At 55.1% G+C, this 16,116-nt stretch carries 13 protein-coding genes and 1 pseudogene; 11 read left to right on the top strand and 3 right to left on the bottom strand.

The genetic code is table 11. From position 1 onward, the window contains the following. Window positions 1-272: 272 nt before the first annotated feature. Window positions 273-788, bottom strand: a complete 516-nt coding sequence (locus tag VEI50_06110; GenBank protein ID HXX74682.1) for a kelch repeat-containing protein — start codon at window positions 786-788, stop codon at window positions 273-275. A gap of 890 nt (window positions 789-1,678) precedes the next feature. On the opposite strand from VEI50_06110, the gene VEI50_06105 reads away from it, so the two are divergent. From VEI50_06105 to VEI50_06090, 4 genes and pseudogenes are all read left to right on the top strand, one after another. Beyond that, window positions 1,679-1,810, top strand: a complete 132-nt coding sequence (locus VEI50_06105; protein HXX74681.1) for a hypothetical protein — start codon at window positions 1,679-1,681, stop codon at window positions 1,808-1,810. 300 nt (window positions 1,811-2,110) lie between these two features. Beyond that, complete coding sequence (locus VEI50_06100; GenBank protein HXX74680.1) at window positions 2,111-2,281, top strand: hypothetical protein; 171 nt, start codon at window positions 2,111-2,113, stop codon at window positions 2,279-2,281. Between the two features lie 266 nt (window positions 2,282-2,547). Then, on the top strand, window positions 2,548-3,465 hold the full coding sequence (locus tag VEI50_06095) for a hypothetical protein (GenBank protein HXX74679.1): 918 nt from the start codon (window positions 2,548-2,550) through the stop codon (window positions 3,463-3,465). Window positions 3,466-3,589: 124 nt separating this feature from the next. After that, window positions 3,590-4,726: pseudogene (locus tag VEI50_06090) on the top strand (IS3 family transposase). 210 nt (window positions 4,727-4,936) lie between these two features. On the opposite strand, the gene VEI50_06085 reads toward VEI50_06090, so the two are convergent. Continuing rightward, complete coding sequence (locus VEI50_06085) at window positions 4,937-6,133, bottom strand: SGNH/GDSL hydrolase family protein (protein HXX74678.1); 1,197 nt, start codon at window positions 6,131-6,133, stop codon at window positions 4,937-4,939. 553 nt (window positions 6,134-6,686) lie between these two features. Beyond that, the gene (gene bioA / locus VEI50_06080; GenBank protein ID HXX74677.1) at window positions 6,687-8,060 is read right to left on the bottom strand and encodes an adenosylmethionine--8-amino-7-oxononanoate transaminase; all 1,374 of its coding nucleotides are present in this window, start codon (window positions 8,058-8,060) and stop codon (window positions 6,687-6,689) included. 156 nt (window positions 8,061-8,216) lie between these two features. Between bioA and lepA the strand changes: the two genes are divergently transcribed. The 7 genes from lepA to VEI50_06045 are packed head-to-tail and all read left to right on the top strand — an operon-like array spanning window position 8,217 to window position 16,105. Further along, window positions 8,217-10,016, top strand: a complete 1,800-nt coding sequence (gene lepA, locus VEI50_06075) for a translation elongation factor 4 (protein ID HXX74676.1) — start codon at window positions 8,217-8,219, stop codon at window positions 10,014-10,016. Beyond that, window positions 10,013-10,792, top strand: coding sequence for a signal peptidase I (gene lepB / locus VEI50_06070; protein ID HXX74675.1), 780 nt, complete (start codon window positions 10,013-10,015; stop codon window positions 10,790-10,792). Before lepA ends, lepB begins: the two co-directional genes overlap by 4 nt. Window positions 10,793-10,848: 56 nt before the next feature. After that, the gene (gene rfaE1 / locus VEI50_06065; protein ID HXX74674.1) at window positions 10,849-11,826 is read left to right on the top strand and encodes a D-glycero-beta-D-manno-heptose-7-phosphate kinase; all 978 of its coding nucleotides are present in this window, start codon (window positions 10,849-10,851) and stop codon (window positions 11,824-11,826) included. After that, window positions 11,819-12,619 carry a 3-deoxy-manno-octulosonate cytidylyltransferase gene (gene kdsB, locus VEI50_06060; protein HXX74673.1) on the top strand — a complete coding sequence of 267 codons (801 nt, stop codon included), beginning with the start codon at window positions 11,819-11,821 and terminating at the stop codon, window positions 12,617-12,619. The genes rfaE1 and kdsB overlap by 8 nt, the downstream gene beginning before the upstream one ends. Window positions 12,620-12,656: 37 nt before the next feature. Further along, a complete protein-coding gene (locus VEI50_06055) occupies window positions 12,657-14,270 on the top strand; it encodes a CTP synthase (protein ID HXX74672.1) in 1,614 nt (537 codons plus the stop codon). A 6-nt stretch (window positions 14,271-14,276) separates the two neighbouring features. Then, the gene (kdsA, locus tag VEI50_06050) at window positions 14,277-15,104 is read left to right on the top strand and encodes a 3-deoxy-8-phosphooctulonate synthase (GenBank protein HXX74671.1); all 828 of its coding nucleotides are present in this window, start codon (window positions 14,277-14,279) and stop codon (window positions 15,102-15,104) included. After that, a complete protein-coding gene (locus tag VEI50_06045) occupies window positions 15,077-16,105 on the top strand; it encodes a KpsF/GutQ family sugar-phosphate isomerase (GenBank protein HXX74670.1) in 1,029 nt (342 codons plus the stop codon). Before kdsA ends, VEI50_06045 begins: the two co-directional genes overlap by 28 nt. The last annotated feature ends 11 nt before the right edge of the window (window positions 16,106-16,116 follow it).

The raw sequence follows: 16,116 nt of genomic DNA, 5'->3' as shown, positions 1-16,116 counted from the left end.
CATCCACCTGGCGTAGCGCCGTCGCGATCTGCTCTTCAGAAAACTTGCTCTTCTTCAGACCGCCCTCCTCGGTTAGAGGGCTGCAGCGTAGCAAATCGTTCCAGTTTTGGCTGGTCGAGTTTTCTGGGAGGAGGTCCCTACTTCATGACTCACTGAAAAGGTAGCCTAACAACTGGGGGGATTCAGCAAGACCGAGCTGAATGCCCTGTCCCTAGACCGATTGCCAGCTTCACCCGGCCGACGAGGCCAATCCCTATGGATAGTTTGGAGAGTTAGGGGATCGTCTTGTTCACTTCGTTTGAGGAGCAGCTTTCTGCCACGATGTTATAAGCAGTGACCGAGAAATAGTAGGTTGTCCCACTCTTGAGGGTTGAAAACGCATAGGTGGTGCTCAGATTCACATCAATCACCTGCTGATAGTTTCTCGACGCGGTGCCGTAATACACCTTATATCCCCTCACTGAAGGATCGGTAGAAGGGTCCCAGGTTAAGGTTGCCTGGACTGTATTTGAGGGCATAAGTATTTCGGAAGACGCAAGTGGCCCTGTGTCCCCGAAGCCCCCGGCAACTAAGACAGTTCCGTTCGGCAGGAGCGTGGCGGTATGGCCGGCCCGGGCGACAGTCAGGTTACCGGTCGCGGTCCATTGCCCAGTGGCCGGATTATAAACCTCGGCGGAGGTGAGCAGTCCATTGCTCCCGTTGCCGCCCGCAACCAAGACAGTTCCGTTCGGCAGGAGCGTGGCGGTATGGTAACCGCGCGCGGAAGTGAGGTTATTCGTCTGAGGCAAGCTACTAGCAATCGGAGGATTACAAGTTGAGGCCACCGTTGAGCTTGTTCCCGATGAGCTTCCCCCGGAACAAGCTGATAGGTATGTCAAAGTCAGGTGGATCAGTCCAACTAGTAGGACCAGCTGTGCGGTAGTGCGGCTTGGTGGCTGCGGATTTTGATACCCCCTCTGGCAAATAACAGTTTTTTCCAACAGAAGTATGCCCGTAAGATAAGTGCGATTCTTGGGAATATGGGCCAAGAATGCGGGGCGATGATGATGAAGAGAAGGGTAATCTAGGGAGGACTTCAATGTCGGTAGTTTAGTTGAGTGAGAAGCATACCGCCCGGGTTTCCCACTGAATAACGTAAGGGGAGCCCCGGAGAACCACCTGGTAAGGCTGCGTATGAGCATGGCATATGGAGCACCAAGACAGGTAGAACGACAATTCCTCCAAGGAGTAGTCCCCCCCTATAAGGGGGGATGGGTGCTACAAGATGGGAGCTCGACCTGGACTACAAAATCTTACCTGTAGCGCGCCGGACTAGGATGGGCAGGTAGCATTTCTGAAAATGGCTCATTTTGTGCTTGTATCTTCCCCACTCATGCCAATCCGATGCTATAGGTTCACGGAAACGGAATCCGGGAGAGGGTCGCCGTTTTGTGCCTGAGGCAGATTCGCCATCCTCACAATTGAAATTGGCGCCCTAGCCCAGTGTCTATTGCTCGCACGGTATCCCGAGGCGAGGTTCACATCCTCGTATGGACAAGCCTGAGCGTGGGCACCGGCTCCGAGGCTTCCGATTTCTCCCGTCAGAGAGGAGGCCTATGTGCATCGCCGGGATCGACATGGCTGTGGAGTCTCATCTGGTGGCGGTGGTTGAGAAGGAAGGCAGAGCCTCGGTAAGCCAGTGATCTTCCGGAAGAATGCGAAGGGGTATCGACGCTTGCGAGAGGTGCTGGGCGCGCCGCAGGATCTCTTTGTCGCGATGGAAGCCACGGGATATTACTGGCAGAACGTGTTCGCGTTCTTGACCGCCTAGGGCTTCGCCGTGGCGGTGCTCAACCCGCGGCGGACTCATCACTTTGCGGGCGAGGAAGTCGCCTGGGCCAAAACAGATGTCCTCGATGCGACGGCCATCGCTCGCTTCACGGCTCTAAAATGACCAGCTCTGACACCGTTGCCTGATTCGGTGACGCAGAAGCTTCGCGAGCTAGTCCGGCTGCGAGATCAACTCGCCCAAGATTGTGGCGATCGACTGCGTCAGCTCCATCGCCTGGGGGATGTGGGCTTCCCCGAATTCACCCAGCATGTGCAGAGGCTCGACAGCTAACTGACCACGATGATTCTTCGGCAGCATCCGACAGCGATCGCCTTCCGGACTGCCTCACTCAAACGGCTGACCAACCTTCGTTATAATGGCTGCCACAAGGTGGGCGCGGACCTGGCGCACACACTCATCGCTGCGGCTCAGACCTCAGTCGGTGGGCACCATGAGCCTGCCTCTCACTGACGTCCCCCCCGTTGTTAGGCCACCTTTTCAGTTAGTCAGGGCATTGTTGACCCGCCCGTGTCAATATCCCCACCTAAATTGCCAAGGGGGAAGGGGTCGATATCTCAAGGAAAGTGACCTATCCTAGAGGTGGGTCAAAACACACCCATATTATGATAAGGAATGGGATGAAGTTCTCTCATATTGCTGGTCCAAATGACCTTTCGACTAGTTTGTTGTACCAATAGTGCATCGCTGAACTAAAAAGGATGTATATGAGGGTTTGTTTGCTCATCAACGTCATCATGCTTCTTTTTCTCTTCGGCTGCGCTACCAAGCACAGCCTAATAGAGGGTGCAAGTTTCGAGGCTCGATGCCATGCTCCAGAAGTTGTCAGGTGTATTGGCTTCGACTCACAAGCTGAGGTGGACCGATACCTCTACCCTCCGTGGGGAACAACGCAAAAAAGAGGGGCGGTGGCGATAGATGTCAAGGCCTCAGGAGATGGAGCCTTGCGATTCGAGGTTCCCTCGCTTTCAGGGTCAGATACGTCGGGCAATTTCTCGTTGAACTTCGCAGATGATCTCTCAACGCAGTTTGGTGAAGGAGAAGAATTCTACGTGCAGTGGCGGCAGCGATTTTCTCCTGAGTTTCTCGGTACATACTACCTGAAAAGCGGCGGTTGGAAACAGATCACTATTGGAGAGGGAGATCGCCCTGGATTTACTGCACCAGGCTGCACACAACTTGAATTAGTTGTGGTTAACAGTTACCAGGCCGGATTTGTGCAGATGTACCACAGTTGTGGTGGGAAGGATGGCCAATTTGAAGGTCTTGGTGGCGGCGGTAGATATTATGCCGACGAATGGATGACCTTTCAGGTCCATGTCAAAATCGGGACATGGTACAGGAATGATCGTAATTATCATCACGATAGCACGATACAGCTTTGGGTCGCTCGAGAAGGGAGACCGTCTCAGCTTGAAGTAGATCTAAGTCCCGAGCCAGCTACCGTTTTTGGCATTCAGGTTCCCGGAAGTGGCACCGGATACGACCTCGCTAATGACAACCCTAGTGCGAAATATGGCAAGGTGATACTCACCGTCTACCAAACAGGGAAAGATCCAACCCAGAACCATCCTAACGGCTACGTATGGTACGACGAATTGATCATTTCAAGGGCGAAAATTCCAGATCCGCAATGACTTAACTTCCCTGCATCTCATAGTGTGATGAAACATTTGACCCAAAACCCGAAAAGTAGACCAGAGGGCACTTGAGGAATAAGCCCGCGGGGTGGTCTTCTACTCATCCAAGGAGGACCCGACGATGGGACGACGACGGGGGCATACGGAAGAGCAGATCCTGGCCGCCTTACGGCAAGCCGAGAGCGGCACGACGGTGGCAGAGGTGTGCCGGCAAGTGGGGATCGCCGAGCAGACGTTCTATACATGGAAGCGCAAGTATGCGGGGCTGGGCCTGAGTGAACTGCGCAAGCTCCGGCAGCTGCGCGAAGAGAACACCAAACTGAAGCGACTCGTGGCTGATCTCTCGCTCGATCACCATATGTTGCAGGAGATCGTGCGGAAAAAGATCTAAGGCCTCGGGACCGGCGGGCCCTGGCCCGCTGGGCGCAAGCGACGTATCAGGTCAGCGAGCGCTGGGTCTCGAGGCTGGTGCTGATGGCACGGGCCTCCTTGCGGTATCAGAGCCATCGCGATCCGCAGGAGGCGTTGCGGATGCGTCTGCGGGAGGTCGCCGCGGCGCGAGTACGCTTTGGCTATCGCCGACTCACGGTGTTGTTGCGCCGGGAGGGCTGGCGCGTGAATGCGAAGCGGATTTATCGGCTGTATACGGAAGAAGGGCTCACGGTGCGGACCAAGGTGCGAGTGAAGGCCGCCCGACGGCACCGCGTGCCACAGGCCGTGGCCACAGCGCCGAACCAGCGGTGGAGCATGGACTTCATGAGTGCACGGGTCGCCGATGGCCGCTGGTTTCGGATCCCGACCGTCGTGGACCAGTTCACGCGGGAATGCCTGTGTTTGGTCGCCGATCAGTCGCTCACGGGGGAGAAGGTGGCCGCAGCCTTGGAACCCCCTGGTGCTCCAACGTGGCGCCCCACGTGCGATCACCGTGGACAACGGGAGCGAATTCGCCAGTCGCGTCATGGATGCCTGGGCCTATCGTCATCGGATCCAGCTGGATTTTATTCGACCGGGGAAACCCGTCGAGAATGGTTTCATCGAGAGCTTCAACGGACGGCTTCGGGATGAGTGCCTGAAGGTCGAGGTATTCTTCACGCTCGAGGATGTGCGGGAGACGTTGGCTCGTTGGCAGGAGGACTACAACCTCCTGCGACCGCACAGCTCGCTTCAGGATCAGGCGCCAGCATTCGTCGCAGCTGAGTGGCCGGCGGCCGCTCAGCCCGTCCACGCTCCCCATGCATTATTGGAGACACTGACGTGAGCTATGGTAGGTTCGCATCGCCGCATCAGCGGCTTCAACCGACCACGCAGCAGGCCAAATCCTCAGGTCCCAACTGGTCTACATTCGCGGGGCGGGTCAGGTCAACTGCGCGCCTGCGAATTCTGCAGCAGATCTAGAGAGCGTGTCCAGCGGTGATGCGCGGCCCAACCCTCACAGATGAGCTGGACCCGTTTAAGACGGGGAGGTCAGTTAGGGGTGGTGTGGTGGAGAAAAAACTTTCTGGACTTCGCTCGAAACGCACTTGGCTAATGCTGCGTTCACATGTCCCGTAAAGTGATTACCACTCGGCACATATCGATGTGGATCCGGTACTTCGGTCACGCAACCCGACACATCTAGGAATGGAACTTGAGCGAGCCGTAATGTCTTTAGACTAAGCTCCGGCGTTCGATTCCCTCTTGGCACCAAAAGCAAGATCGGAGTGACACCCTCTTGAACCATCAAGTTTCTCATTTTGACAAACAGCCGAGCATTGAGTGTTACGATTGCATCTTCTGAAAACTGTGGGTCTGGGGGACTCCATCGTGGTGACAAAGCAGCGATAACGCGCAGGACGAGAGGTCCTCTCTCTATCCAGGATGTCCACCAATCCCTCTTACTCCACGGGTCGTATGCTAGGTATGGAAGCTCTCGTGCATATTTGATCGACATTATTTTCTCATGTGTGATCAGTGGAACGTTGATTAATTGCGATTTTGTTAGTCCATTGTCGAATCTTGGTTTTACGAGATATCCAGGCCACCCTAGACTCAAAAATGGATACACAATCATCGTACGCCAAAGATCATGTTCAACAAACACAACGATTACTACGTCAGGGTGCCACGGTCTCACGTCACGCTGATAACGCAAGTAAATCTGATCAATCCCATAACCGTCAACACCAAAGTTCAGTACTTGGATATCGGCTCCTAACAGCTTTTGGAGGTAATGAGCAAGAGACTCCTGATATGGCACTTCCAAAGAGAACGCATTCGAGTCTCCAATTATGGCCACTCTTGCGCGTGGTGCTGCATCCCTAAGCCGTTCACCAGGTGAGGCGCTGCGTAGCCCTTCTTCACTGCTAGCATACATACCGTCGGTGGTTACGCGACTCCTCCCAACAGTCCATCCAAGGTCTGAATCATAGACAAAGTAGGAATCCCGATCCCTGCCAGCGCGACTTATTCGGTCGATCGTGTGACGGCTTCGATCCAACAGTTCGCTCTCTCCATATGGGACCACAAGGTTAAGAATCCGCAAACCAGCATCACTCTCGCGTGCTGTTATTCTGAAAATGCCTTCCAAAACGGCTGCTGTTAGTAAGATGGTAACCAAGTTGGTCACGATCGCAGTCATCCACATTCGCCGCGCTTCAGCGCCAAAGCGAACGGATTCTTTTGCCATTCGAAATCCTGCTATGAGTACTACGAGTGAGCCAATCAGGATGATGAATCCAGCACGCGTCCAAAACATTGCCCATTTAACCTCGGGAGATTTGTAAAGGCCGAAAGTTACTAGTGCGACACCTAATTCACTTGCGTAGAGTAACGTCACTATGCGGCCAGCAAAGCTGTAGCGACTCTCAGATGTATGGAACATAAGATGTTTGGTAGGGGTTCAGGTTTAAACCTTTGACAAACACATTGTGACGGGATTGCCCAGTAGGATCAATGGGTACTGCCCCACTTAACTGTGGACAGGTGGCGTGTTCTATTTTGAAGACTCCCTCCGCATAGAACCTGGTTGAGGATAGCACGTCTGATCTTCTCCCAGTTGCTAGGCCACCCTCCTAGTTAGTTATGCCGGGCCGGGCACACCTGATAAGACAGAATCACAAGTGGTCATCTCGTTTCCTGCTGACACAGTTTACTTGTCGGATCATCAATAACCAACGGTCCCGACCTTCTTATACCAGGATAGTCGCTTGCGAACATGATGTGGTCAGAAACTGCTTCGGTTAAATGTCGTCTGCTACGGAAGTTTCGATAGAATCCCTCAAAACTTCCACCATTCTCTTCAATTCATGTAGAGAAAGTGAAAGCGGCGGGATCAACACGATGATATGGCCGAGCGGTCGGATCAGAAGTCCTCGCAGGCGGGCTTCAGCTGCGATGCGATGACCGATTCTGGCTTCGGGCGGATAGACCTCCTTCGTGGTTCGGTCCTTCACCAATTCAATGCCGACCATGAATCCCTGTTGCCGAATCTCGCCCACGTGAGGCAGCGTCGCAAGCGACTGCATCAATCGCTTCAGTTCGGCAATCTTCGGTCGGAGCTTTGTGAGCGTCCTTTCTTTTCGAAAAATGGCTAGGTTTGCCAGGGCGACAGCGCAACCGAGGGGATTCCCCGTATAACTATGGCCGTGGAAGAAGGTCTTGAACTCTTCATATTTGCCAACAAACGCGTTGTAAATTTCCTCGGTAGTCAATGTGGCGGCCAATGGCATATAACCGCCGGTTAGGCCTTTGCTGATGGCCATCAAGTCTGGCGTAACATCTTCATGTTGGCAGGCGAACAACTTTCCGGTTCGGCCGAACCCTGTTGCCACTTCATCGGCTATCAAGAGCACGTCGTATTTGGTACATAGCTCGCGGATTCGTCTGAGGTAGCCGGGCGGCGATGTAATCATCCCGGCAGCGGCTTGAACCAATGGCTCGATGACGAATCCCGCCAACTCACGATGCCGAGTCCTGAGCGTTTGTTCGATGGGCTCAAGGCAGGCCATCTGGCAGGAAGGATAGGCCAACTTCAGCGGGCAGCGGTAGCAGTAGGGTGGATCGGCGCTGAGTGTCGGGAATAGTAACGGTCTAAATCGAGCATGGAACAACTCAATGTTGCCGACGCTGACTGCGCCGATCGTGTCGCCGTGGTAGGCGAGTTTCAGGTGGAGGAAGGTATTCTTGGGCCCTGTGCCTGGATGCCGTTGCTGCCAATATTGGACTGCCATCTTGAGCGCAACTTCAACTGCGGTCGATCCATCATCGGAGTAGAACACGCGAGATAACCCTTTGGGTGCGATGCGAATAAGCTCGCGCGCCAGTAGAATTGCCGGAGGATTGGACAGGCCAAGAAGAGTTGAGTGCGCGATCTTCCCGAGCTGCTTCGTGACTGCCCGGTCAAGCGCTGGGTGGCGGTGACCGTGGAGGTTGACCCAGATGGACGACGTTCCGTCGAGGTATTTTCGACCCTCTGTATCGATCACGTAAGAGCCTTTTCCTCGTTCGATGATGAGAGGCTCTTCCTCTTCCCATTCCTGCATCTGGGTGAACGGGTGCCAGAGGTATTTCCGGTCCCAATCAGCCAATGTATCGGTACGGTTTCGTTTGGCCATGATACCGTGAAGTCCCCGGAAGGGAGAGTGAGAGATCCCTGACGAAAGTCGCGAATTATCCTGTCGCGGCGCGGATTATACGAGCAGGTGATTTCTTTGACAACCTAGGAGCCGGCTAATATAATGAACCGATTTTGTTCAGAAATGAGCTAGGATTTGCAAAGCCAGATACGAAACTTTTCTATTATCGCCCATATCGATCACGGCAAATCGACCCTCGCTGACCGGTTCCTCGAAGCCACGGGTGCTGTCACCGCTCGAGAGGCCAAAGAACAGATTCTCGATGCGATGGACCTTGAGCGTGAACGCGGCATCACGATCAAGGCGCATGCAGTGGCGATTCGGTATCAAGCGAAAGACGGGAAGACCTACGCCCTTCATTTGATCGATACGCCGGGGCACGTGGACTTTACCTATGAGGTTTCTCGCAGTTTGGCCGCTTGTGAGGGGGCTCTCTTGTTAGTGGATGCAACCCAAGGCGTACAGGCCCAGACGATTGCCAACGTCAACTTGGCGATGGCGAATAAATTAACGATCATACCAGTGATCAACAAGATCGATCTGGCCAGCGCGGATGTGGAGGGTACGAAGCATTCGATCGCTGAAGTGCTGACACTCAATGCTAGCGATGCGATGCCGATCAGTGCCAAGGAAGGCAGGGGTGTGCCGGAAGTGCTCGAGGCGATCATCGAACGTATTCCTCCGCCGTCGGGCGAACCGCTGGCGCCGTTAAAGGCGCTCATTTTTGATTCCTGGTTCGACAATTATCAAGGGGTGATCGTGCTCACACGGATTATCGATGGATCGGTCAGACCCGGCATGAAGATCAAGGTGATGTCGAACGGCCGGACCTTTGAAGTCATGGAAGTCGGGCAATTCACACCCAAGCGGACGAAGAAGAATGAGTTATTGACGGGCGAGGTCGGGTACCTCTGTGCCAACATGAAAGAGGTGGCCGACGTCAAGATCGGCGACACGATTACCGATGCCGTCAACCCGACGAACGAGCCGTTTCCTGGGTACAAAGAGGCCAAACCGTTGGTGTTCTGCGGGTTGTATTCGACGGATACGGCGAAATATGAAGACCTGCGGGATGCGTTGGTCAAGTTGCGGTTGAACGACTCGTCGTTTGTCTATGAGCCAGAAACCTCGATGGCACTGGGGTTTGGGTTTCGGTGCGGATTTCTGGGGCTGCTCCATATGGAAATCATTCAGGAGCGGCTTGAGCGCGAGTACGGGTTGACTTTGATCACCACGGCGCCCACTGTTGTCTATCGCGTGTTGACGACAAAGGGCGACGTGTTGGAAATCGACAATCCGGCGAAACTGCCACCTCCCAATAGTATCGAGTCGTTTGAAGAACCCTTTATTCTTGCCACGATCATCACGCCGGAACGTTACATGGGCGCCATCTTGCAACTCTGCCAGGAACGACGCGGCATTCAGCGGGACATTCACTACCTCGATCCCACCCGGGTGATGATCAGCTACGAGATGCCGCTCAACGAAGTGATTCTCGATTTTTACGATAAGCTCAAGTCTCGGACCCAAGGGTATGCGTCGCTCGACTACGAGCTGCTCGGTTATCGTGAATCTGATCTCGTGAAGCTCGATATTCTGCTCAACGGCGAAGCAGTCGACGCCCTCTCCTTTATTACCCATCGCGATCGGTCGTATCAACGCGGACGCCAGTTGGCCGAGAAGATGAAGGAGTTGATTCCGCGTCAGATGTTTGAGGTCGCAATTCAGGCCGCGATAGGAAACAAAGTCATTGCGCGAGAGACCATCGGGGCCATGAAGAAGAACGTCACGGCGAAATGCTACGGCGGCGACATTACGAGGAAACGCAAGCTCCTCGAGAAGCAGAAGGAAGGGAAAAAGCGGATGAAAGCAGTCGGCAGCGTGGAAGTTCCACAAGAAGCGTTCTTGGCTATTTTAAAGGTCGGTGACGAATGAGCGCAGGCTCTGATCGATCTAAAACCGACGATGTCAGGACTGCCTCGTCTCAAGATACGGTCGAGTCGGTGTCGTCCTCGGCATCGGTGGAGAATCGTGCCGTGACGACACAAGTCGGTCGAAAATCGATGTTCCGCGAGTATGCGGAAGCCATCGTGGTCGCCATGTTACTGGCCTTCGCGATTCGGGTGTTCGTCGTGCAGGCATTCAAGATTCCGTCCGGTTCGATGATCCCGACGTTGTTGATCGGAGACCACATTCTGGTGAGCAAACTCTCATATGGATTGCAGTGGCCGACGCTCTGTAAATTCCAAATGGCTCTTCCGCCGGTCAATTGCTACGCCTCTCAGACACTCATTGAGTTCGGAAAACCGCAGCGCGGTGATATCATCGTGTTCCGCTTTCCGGAAGATGAGGAGAAAGATTTCATCAAGCGAATCGTCGGAACACCGGGAGATACGGTGCAAATCCGTAACAAAGTCGTGCTGGTGAATGGGCGACCGTTGGACGACAAGGGGTTTACGCAACGGATCGACCCGGGAATCATCGATGGGATGATCAACCCACGGGATAATTTCGGGCCGGTGACCGTGCCTGAAGGGGCCTACTTCGTCATGGGCGATAACCGCGATCAGAGTTTGGACAGTCGATTTTGGGGCTTTGTGCGTGAGGAGAAGATTCGTGGCAAGGCGTTCAGGATTTACTGGTCCTGGAGCGGCCAGGGAAAGTGGACCGACTGGGTGCGATGGGAACGGTTCGGCAAAGCCATTCAATAGGCACGCGTCGTCGCCAGACGGTGTCTCGTCAGGGAGTCAGTGACCAGGGAGGTAAGGTGCCTGCGAAAGCGCTCCGGCAATATATTCAGCGGTTCCCACAGGCTTCGGTGTTGGTCATCGGAGACTTGATTCTCGACCATTACATCTGGGGACGCGTCAGCCGGATCTCCCCGGAAGCTCCGGTTCCGGTCGTACACGTGGATTCTGAATCTTTGAAGCTCGGTGGAGCAGCGAACGTGTTCAACAATATTCTCGCTTTGGGAGGCAAGGCGGATCTCTGCGGCGTGATTGGCTCGGACGAAACCGGCCGGTTGCTGCTGAAGGAACTGGGAACAAAGCGATCGGGTCGTGGCGGGGTAGTCATCGATCAGGAACGTCCGACGACCAGAAAATCGCGGGTCATCGCGCACAATCAACAGGTTGTCCGCTATGACGTGGAACAGAGAGACGAACTTAAAAAGTCTTTACAGCAACGTATCCTGCGCTATGTGGAATCGCGTGTACGAGAACTCTCCTGTCTCGTCGTCTCCGACTATGCGAAGGGAGTGGTGACGGCAGCCTTGATGTCAGAGCTTACGCGATTGGCATCGCTTCGGCGGATTCCCGTGGTTGTCGATCCTAAAGTGGAACATTTCGGCTATTACAAGGGTGCAACGGTGATTACACCGAACCATCTGGAGGCCACACAGGCTGCCGGCGTGCACGGGGATGACGACCAGGCGATCGATCAAGCCGGGGCGATCATCCGACAACGGCTTGGGTGCCAGTCTGTCTTGGTTACTCGTGGCGAAAAAGGAATGAGCCTGTACGAGGCCGATGGGGTCTCCTGGCATATTCCCACGCAGGCTCGACAGGTTTATGATGTGACGGGAGCGGGTGACACGGTGATCGGGACGTTGGCGTTGGCATTGTCGACGGGGGCAACAATGAAGGAGGCGGCACAGCTGGCGAACCAGGCAGCAGGAATCGTGGTAGGGATGGTCGGAACGGCGACAGTGTCTGCACAGCAACTGTCGGAGGTCCTGGATGACTAACGTCCGGTCGTCCGTGAGCGTGGTCATTCCAGCTCGCTACGGGTCGTCGCGTTTCCCAGGAAAACCACTGGTGAAACTGGGTGCCAAGCCGTTGATCCAGCACGTGTACGAACGAGCTGCGGCCTGCGCGGTGGTATCCGACGTAGTGGTAGCGACCGACGACGAGCGCATTAAACAAGCCGTAGAGCAGTTCGGTGGACGAGTGATCCTCATGACGGGAGACTATCGGACTGGGACGGATCGTGTAGCAGCCGTAGCCAGCACACTTCCGGGTGAATATTTTGTGGATTTGCAGGGGGACGAAATTCCGGTAGATCCTGATTTGCTCACCGATCTCATCGAGCCATTCATTGCGAGTGGAGCCGAAATAGGAACGCTGAAGCGGGCGATCGAATCCAGGGGGGAGCTGCAGAATCCCGCCGTCGTGAAAGTCGTGACCGACCAGCAGGGGAAGGCCCTATACTTTTCGCGGTCTCCGATTCCCATGGTGCGAGAGGATTCCGGCCGCTGCTCGACACAGGGTTTGGGCTATATTCATTTAGGGGTGTATAGCTACAGAAGGAATGCACTCCTGAAGTTTGCCGCGCTGCCGACTGGGGTGTTAGAAGATGGAGAAAAATTGGAGCAACTGCGCGCCTTGGAACATGGGATGACCATTCGAGTGTGGGAAACGAAACGAAGCTCGCTCCGCGTGGATACACCGGAAGATGCGGTTACGGTATCGGAGCAACTTCGGTTCGCCGAGACTACGGCACAGAGTATGACCTTCAATCGGGCGGTGCCTTCTTGCTGACTATGGTATGCGGGTTCGAATCATTCGATCGAAAGGGATGGAACGCACGATGAGCAAGTTCATTTTTGTGACCGGCGGGGTCGTCTCATCGTTGGGGAAGGGACTCGCGTCGGCCTCGATCGGGAACCTGTTGGAAAGTCGAGGCCTCAAAATCACGTTCTTGAAACTTGATCCCTACATCAATGTTGATCCCGGTACGATGAATCCCTATCAGCATGGCGAAGTGTACGTGACGGATGATGGGGCGGAGACGGACCTCGACCTGGGTCACTATGAGCGGTACACCTCGTTGACGCTGACAAAAGAAAACAATTACACCACGGGGCGAATCTATCACTCCGTCATCACCAAAGAACGTCGCGGCGATTACCTCGGCGGAACGGTCCAAGTCGTGCCGCATGTCACGGATGAGATCAAGCAATGCATCGTGCGGATTTCGAAAGGGATGGATGTCACGATCGTGGAAATCGGCGGCACCGTCGGCGACATTGAGAGCCTGCCGTTCCTCGAAGCGATTCGCCAAATGCCGTATGACGTGGGCCGTGACAATGTCCTGTACGTCCATCTCACGCTGGTGCCCTATATCGGGGCAGCGGGTGAATTAAAAACCAAGCCGACCCAGCATTCGGTGAACAAGCTGCGCGAAATCGGCATTCAGCCGAACATTCTCTTATGCCGGACCGACCGGTACATTCCCCCGGAGTTGAAGGCGAAGATTGCGATGTTCTGCAACGTGGAGAAAGACGCGGTCATTACAGCCAAGGATGTGGACACGATATATGAAGTCCCGATCGTATTTCGGAAAGAAGGCCTGGATGAATTGATCGTTCGCCAGCTTCGTCTGGAAACGGGTCCACCCAATCTGCGCGAATGGGACGCGATGGTTCAGAAGATCAAGCATCCCAAACACGAAGTCTCCATCGCGCTGGTAGGGAAATATGCGGGGCTGAAGGAGTGCTACAAGAGTCTGGCCGAAGCGTTGGTGCACGGCGGTATTGACCATGAAACGAGAGTCAACATCAACTGGATTGAATCGGAGGACGTCGAACGCCAGGGCACCGAACGGATTCTTCGTGACGCTGACGGGATTCTGATTCCTGGAGGATTCGGATCGCGGGGAATCGAAGGGAAAATCACGACGATTAGATACGCGAGAGAACATCATGTCCCGTTCCTTGGACTCTGTCTCGGTATGCAGTGCGCAACGATTGAATTTGCCCGCAACGTGGCCGGCCTTGCGGGGGCGAACAGCGCCGAATTCGACGAGCGGTCTCCCCATCCCGTGATTCATCTGATGCCGGATCAGCACAGTGTGAGCGACAAAGGCGGGACTATGCGGCTCGGGTCGTATCTCTGCAAACTGGGCGAGGGCACGTTGGCGCACAAGATGTATGGTGTGGACGAAGTCCGCGAACGACACCGACATCGGTATGAATTCAACAATGCCTACCGCGATGTCTTGACGGCGAAAGGGTTGGTGCTCAGCGGTCTCTCGCCAGACGGACGATTAGTCGAAATCGTCGAATTGAGGAACCATCCCTGGTTCTTGGCGACGCAATTCCATCCGGAATATAACTCGCGCCCGCACCATCCTCATCCGCTCTTCAGCGGATTTGTTGGCGCCGCGTTGCGGAACAAGCTTGGACACTGAGCGGCCATGGCGAACGTCGTCGACATCGGAACGTTCAAAGCCGGTCAAGGGCAGCGGCCGTTTCTGATCGCCGGCCCCTGTGTCATCGAAAGCGAACAACTCGTGTTGGAAACGGCCAGCCGCATCGCCGAGATCACCAAGGCGCTCGGCATTCCCTATGTCTTCAAATCATCGTTCGACAAAGCGAACCGAACGTCAATCAAGTCATTTCGTGGCCCCGGCATCGAAAAAGGCCTGGCCGTGCTCAAGAAGGTAAAAGATCAGTTAGGTATCCCAGTCTTGACAGATGTGCACACAGAGGAGCAGGCCACTGAAGCCGGTGAAGTCGTGGATATCCTTCAGATTCCCGCATTCCTTTGCCGGCAGACGGATCTCCTGGTTGCCGCAGCCAAGACCAGCAAAGTCGTGAACGTGAAGAAGGGCCAGTTTCTCTCGCCTCAAGAGATGGGCCATGCGGTGAAGAAGGTGGAAGAGTGCGGGAATCGCCGTATTATTCTCACTGAACGGGGATCTTCCTTCGGGTATAACAATCTTGTCGTCGATATGCGATCGTTCCCGATCCTGCGCAGCTTTGGCTATCCGGTCGTCTTCGATGCGACTCACAGCGTGCAACTCCCGGGCGGCGGTGGGACACAATCAAGCGGCCAGCGAGAATTCGTTGAACCGCTCGCCTGTGCAGCAGCGGGAGCTGGTGTCGATGGGTTCTTCATGGAGGTACATCCGAATCCCGATGATGCCCTCTCCGATGGTCCGAACATGGTTCCGCTGCATCAGTTGAAGACACTGCTTGAGCGGGTGATGCGGATATGCGACGCAGCAAAACCGAAAAACTGAAAAACCACTCCACTGCGAAAACCTCCGGCGGACAGACCAGCGCGAGCCTCAATGAAGGCCGCCGGGTGCTCCAGATTGAGGCCCGCGCGGTCCAGACTCTGGTCGATCGTCTGGACGAACGTTTTACGCAGGCGGTGGATTTGCTCTACAACTGCAAAGGGAAAGTCGTCGTTTCCGGTATGGGTAAGTCCGGCCTCATTGGGCAAAAGATTGCCGCGACGTTGGCCAGCACCGGCACGCCCGCCTTCTTTCTCCACCCGGCCGAAGGTGTGCATGGCGATCTGGGCATGCTGGCCCGTCGCGATACCCTCATTCCGATTTCGAACAGCGGCGAAACGAAGGAAATACTCCAGTTGTTGCCGTACATCGAGCGAATGGGCGTTCCCACTGTGGCCTTAACGGGAAAGATGGGTTCGACCTTGGCCAAGCACAGCGATGTCGTGTTGGACGTGTCCGTATCGGAGGAAGCCTGCCCGATGGGATTGGCCCCGACGGCCAGCACGACGGCGACCTTGGCGATGGGGGATGCGTTGGCCGTGGCGTTGTTGCAAAAGCGGGGATTCAAATCTGAGGATTTTGCGCAGTTCCATCCGGGCGGCACGCTTGGCCGGCGCTTGCTCATCAAGGTGCGTGATCTTATGCATGTCGGTGACGAAGTCCCACGAGTTCAAGAACAGGCGACCGGTTCGGCGGCGATTTCGGAGATTTCAGCCAAGAAACTGGGCATGACGACGGTGATTGATCGGACTGGCGCCCTTCTCGGCGTGATCACCGATGGCGATTTGCGCCGGTTCGTCCAGCAGGGCGGCGAAATCATCAAGGCGACGGCTGGAACACTGGCTTCTCGCTCGCCGCGAACGATCGGACCGGATGACTTGGCGGCGCGAGCCGTTGAAGTGATGGAGCGCTACTCGATCACGACGCTCGTGGTGACGGAAGGGGAGCAGCGGATCGTCGGCGTAATTCACCTGCACGACCTCTTGAAGAACGGGATCGTGTAAGCACTGAGGCG

The organism is Nitrospiraceae bacterium, from assembly GCA_035623075.1.
In the GTDB taxonomy this organism is placed as follows: domain Bacteria; phylum Nitrospirota; class Nitrospiria; order Nitrospirales; family Nitrospiraceae; genus DASPUC01.
The sequence above is the reverse complement of the archived record's forward strand: the minus strand, read 5'-3'. Positions and strand labels throughout refer to the sequence as shown.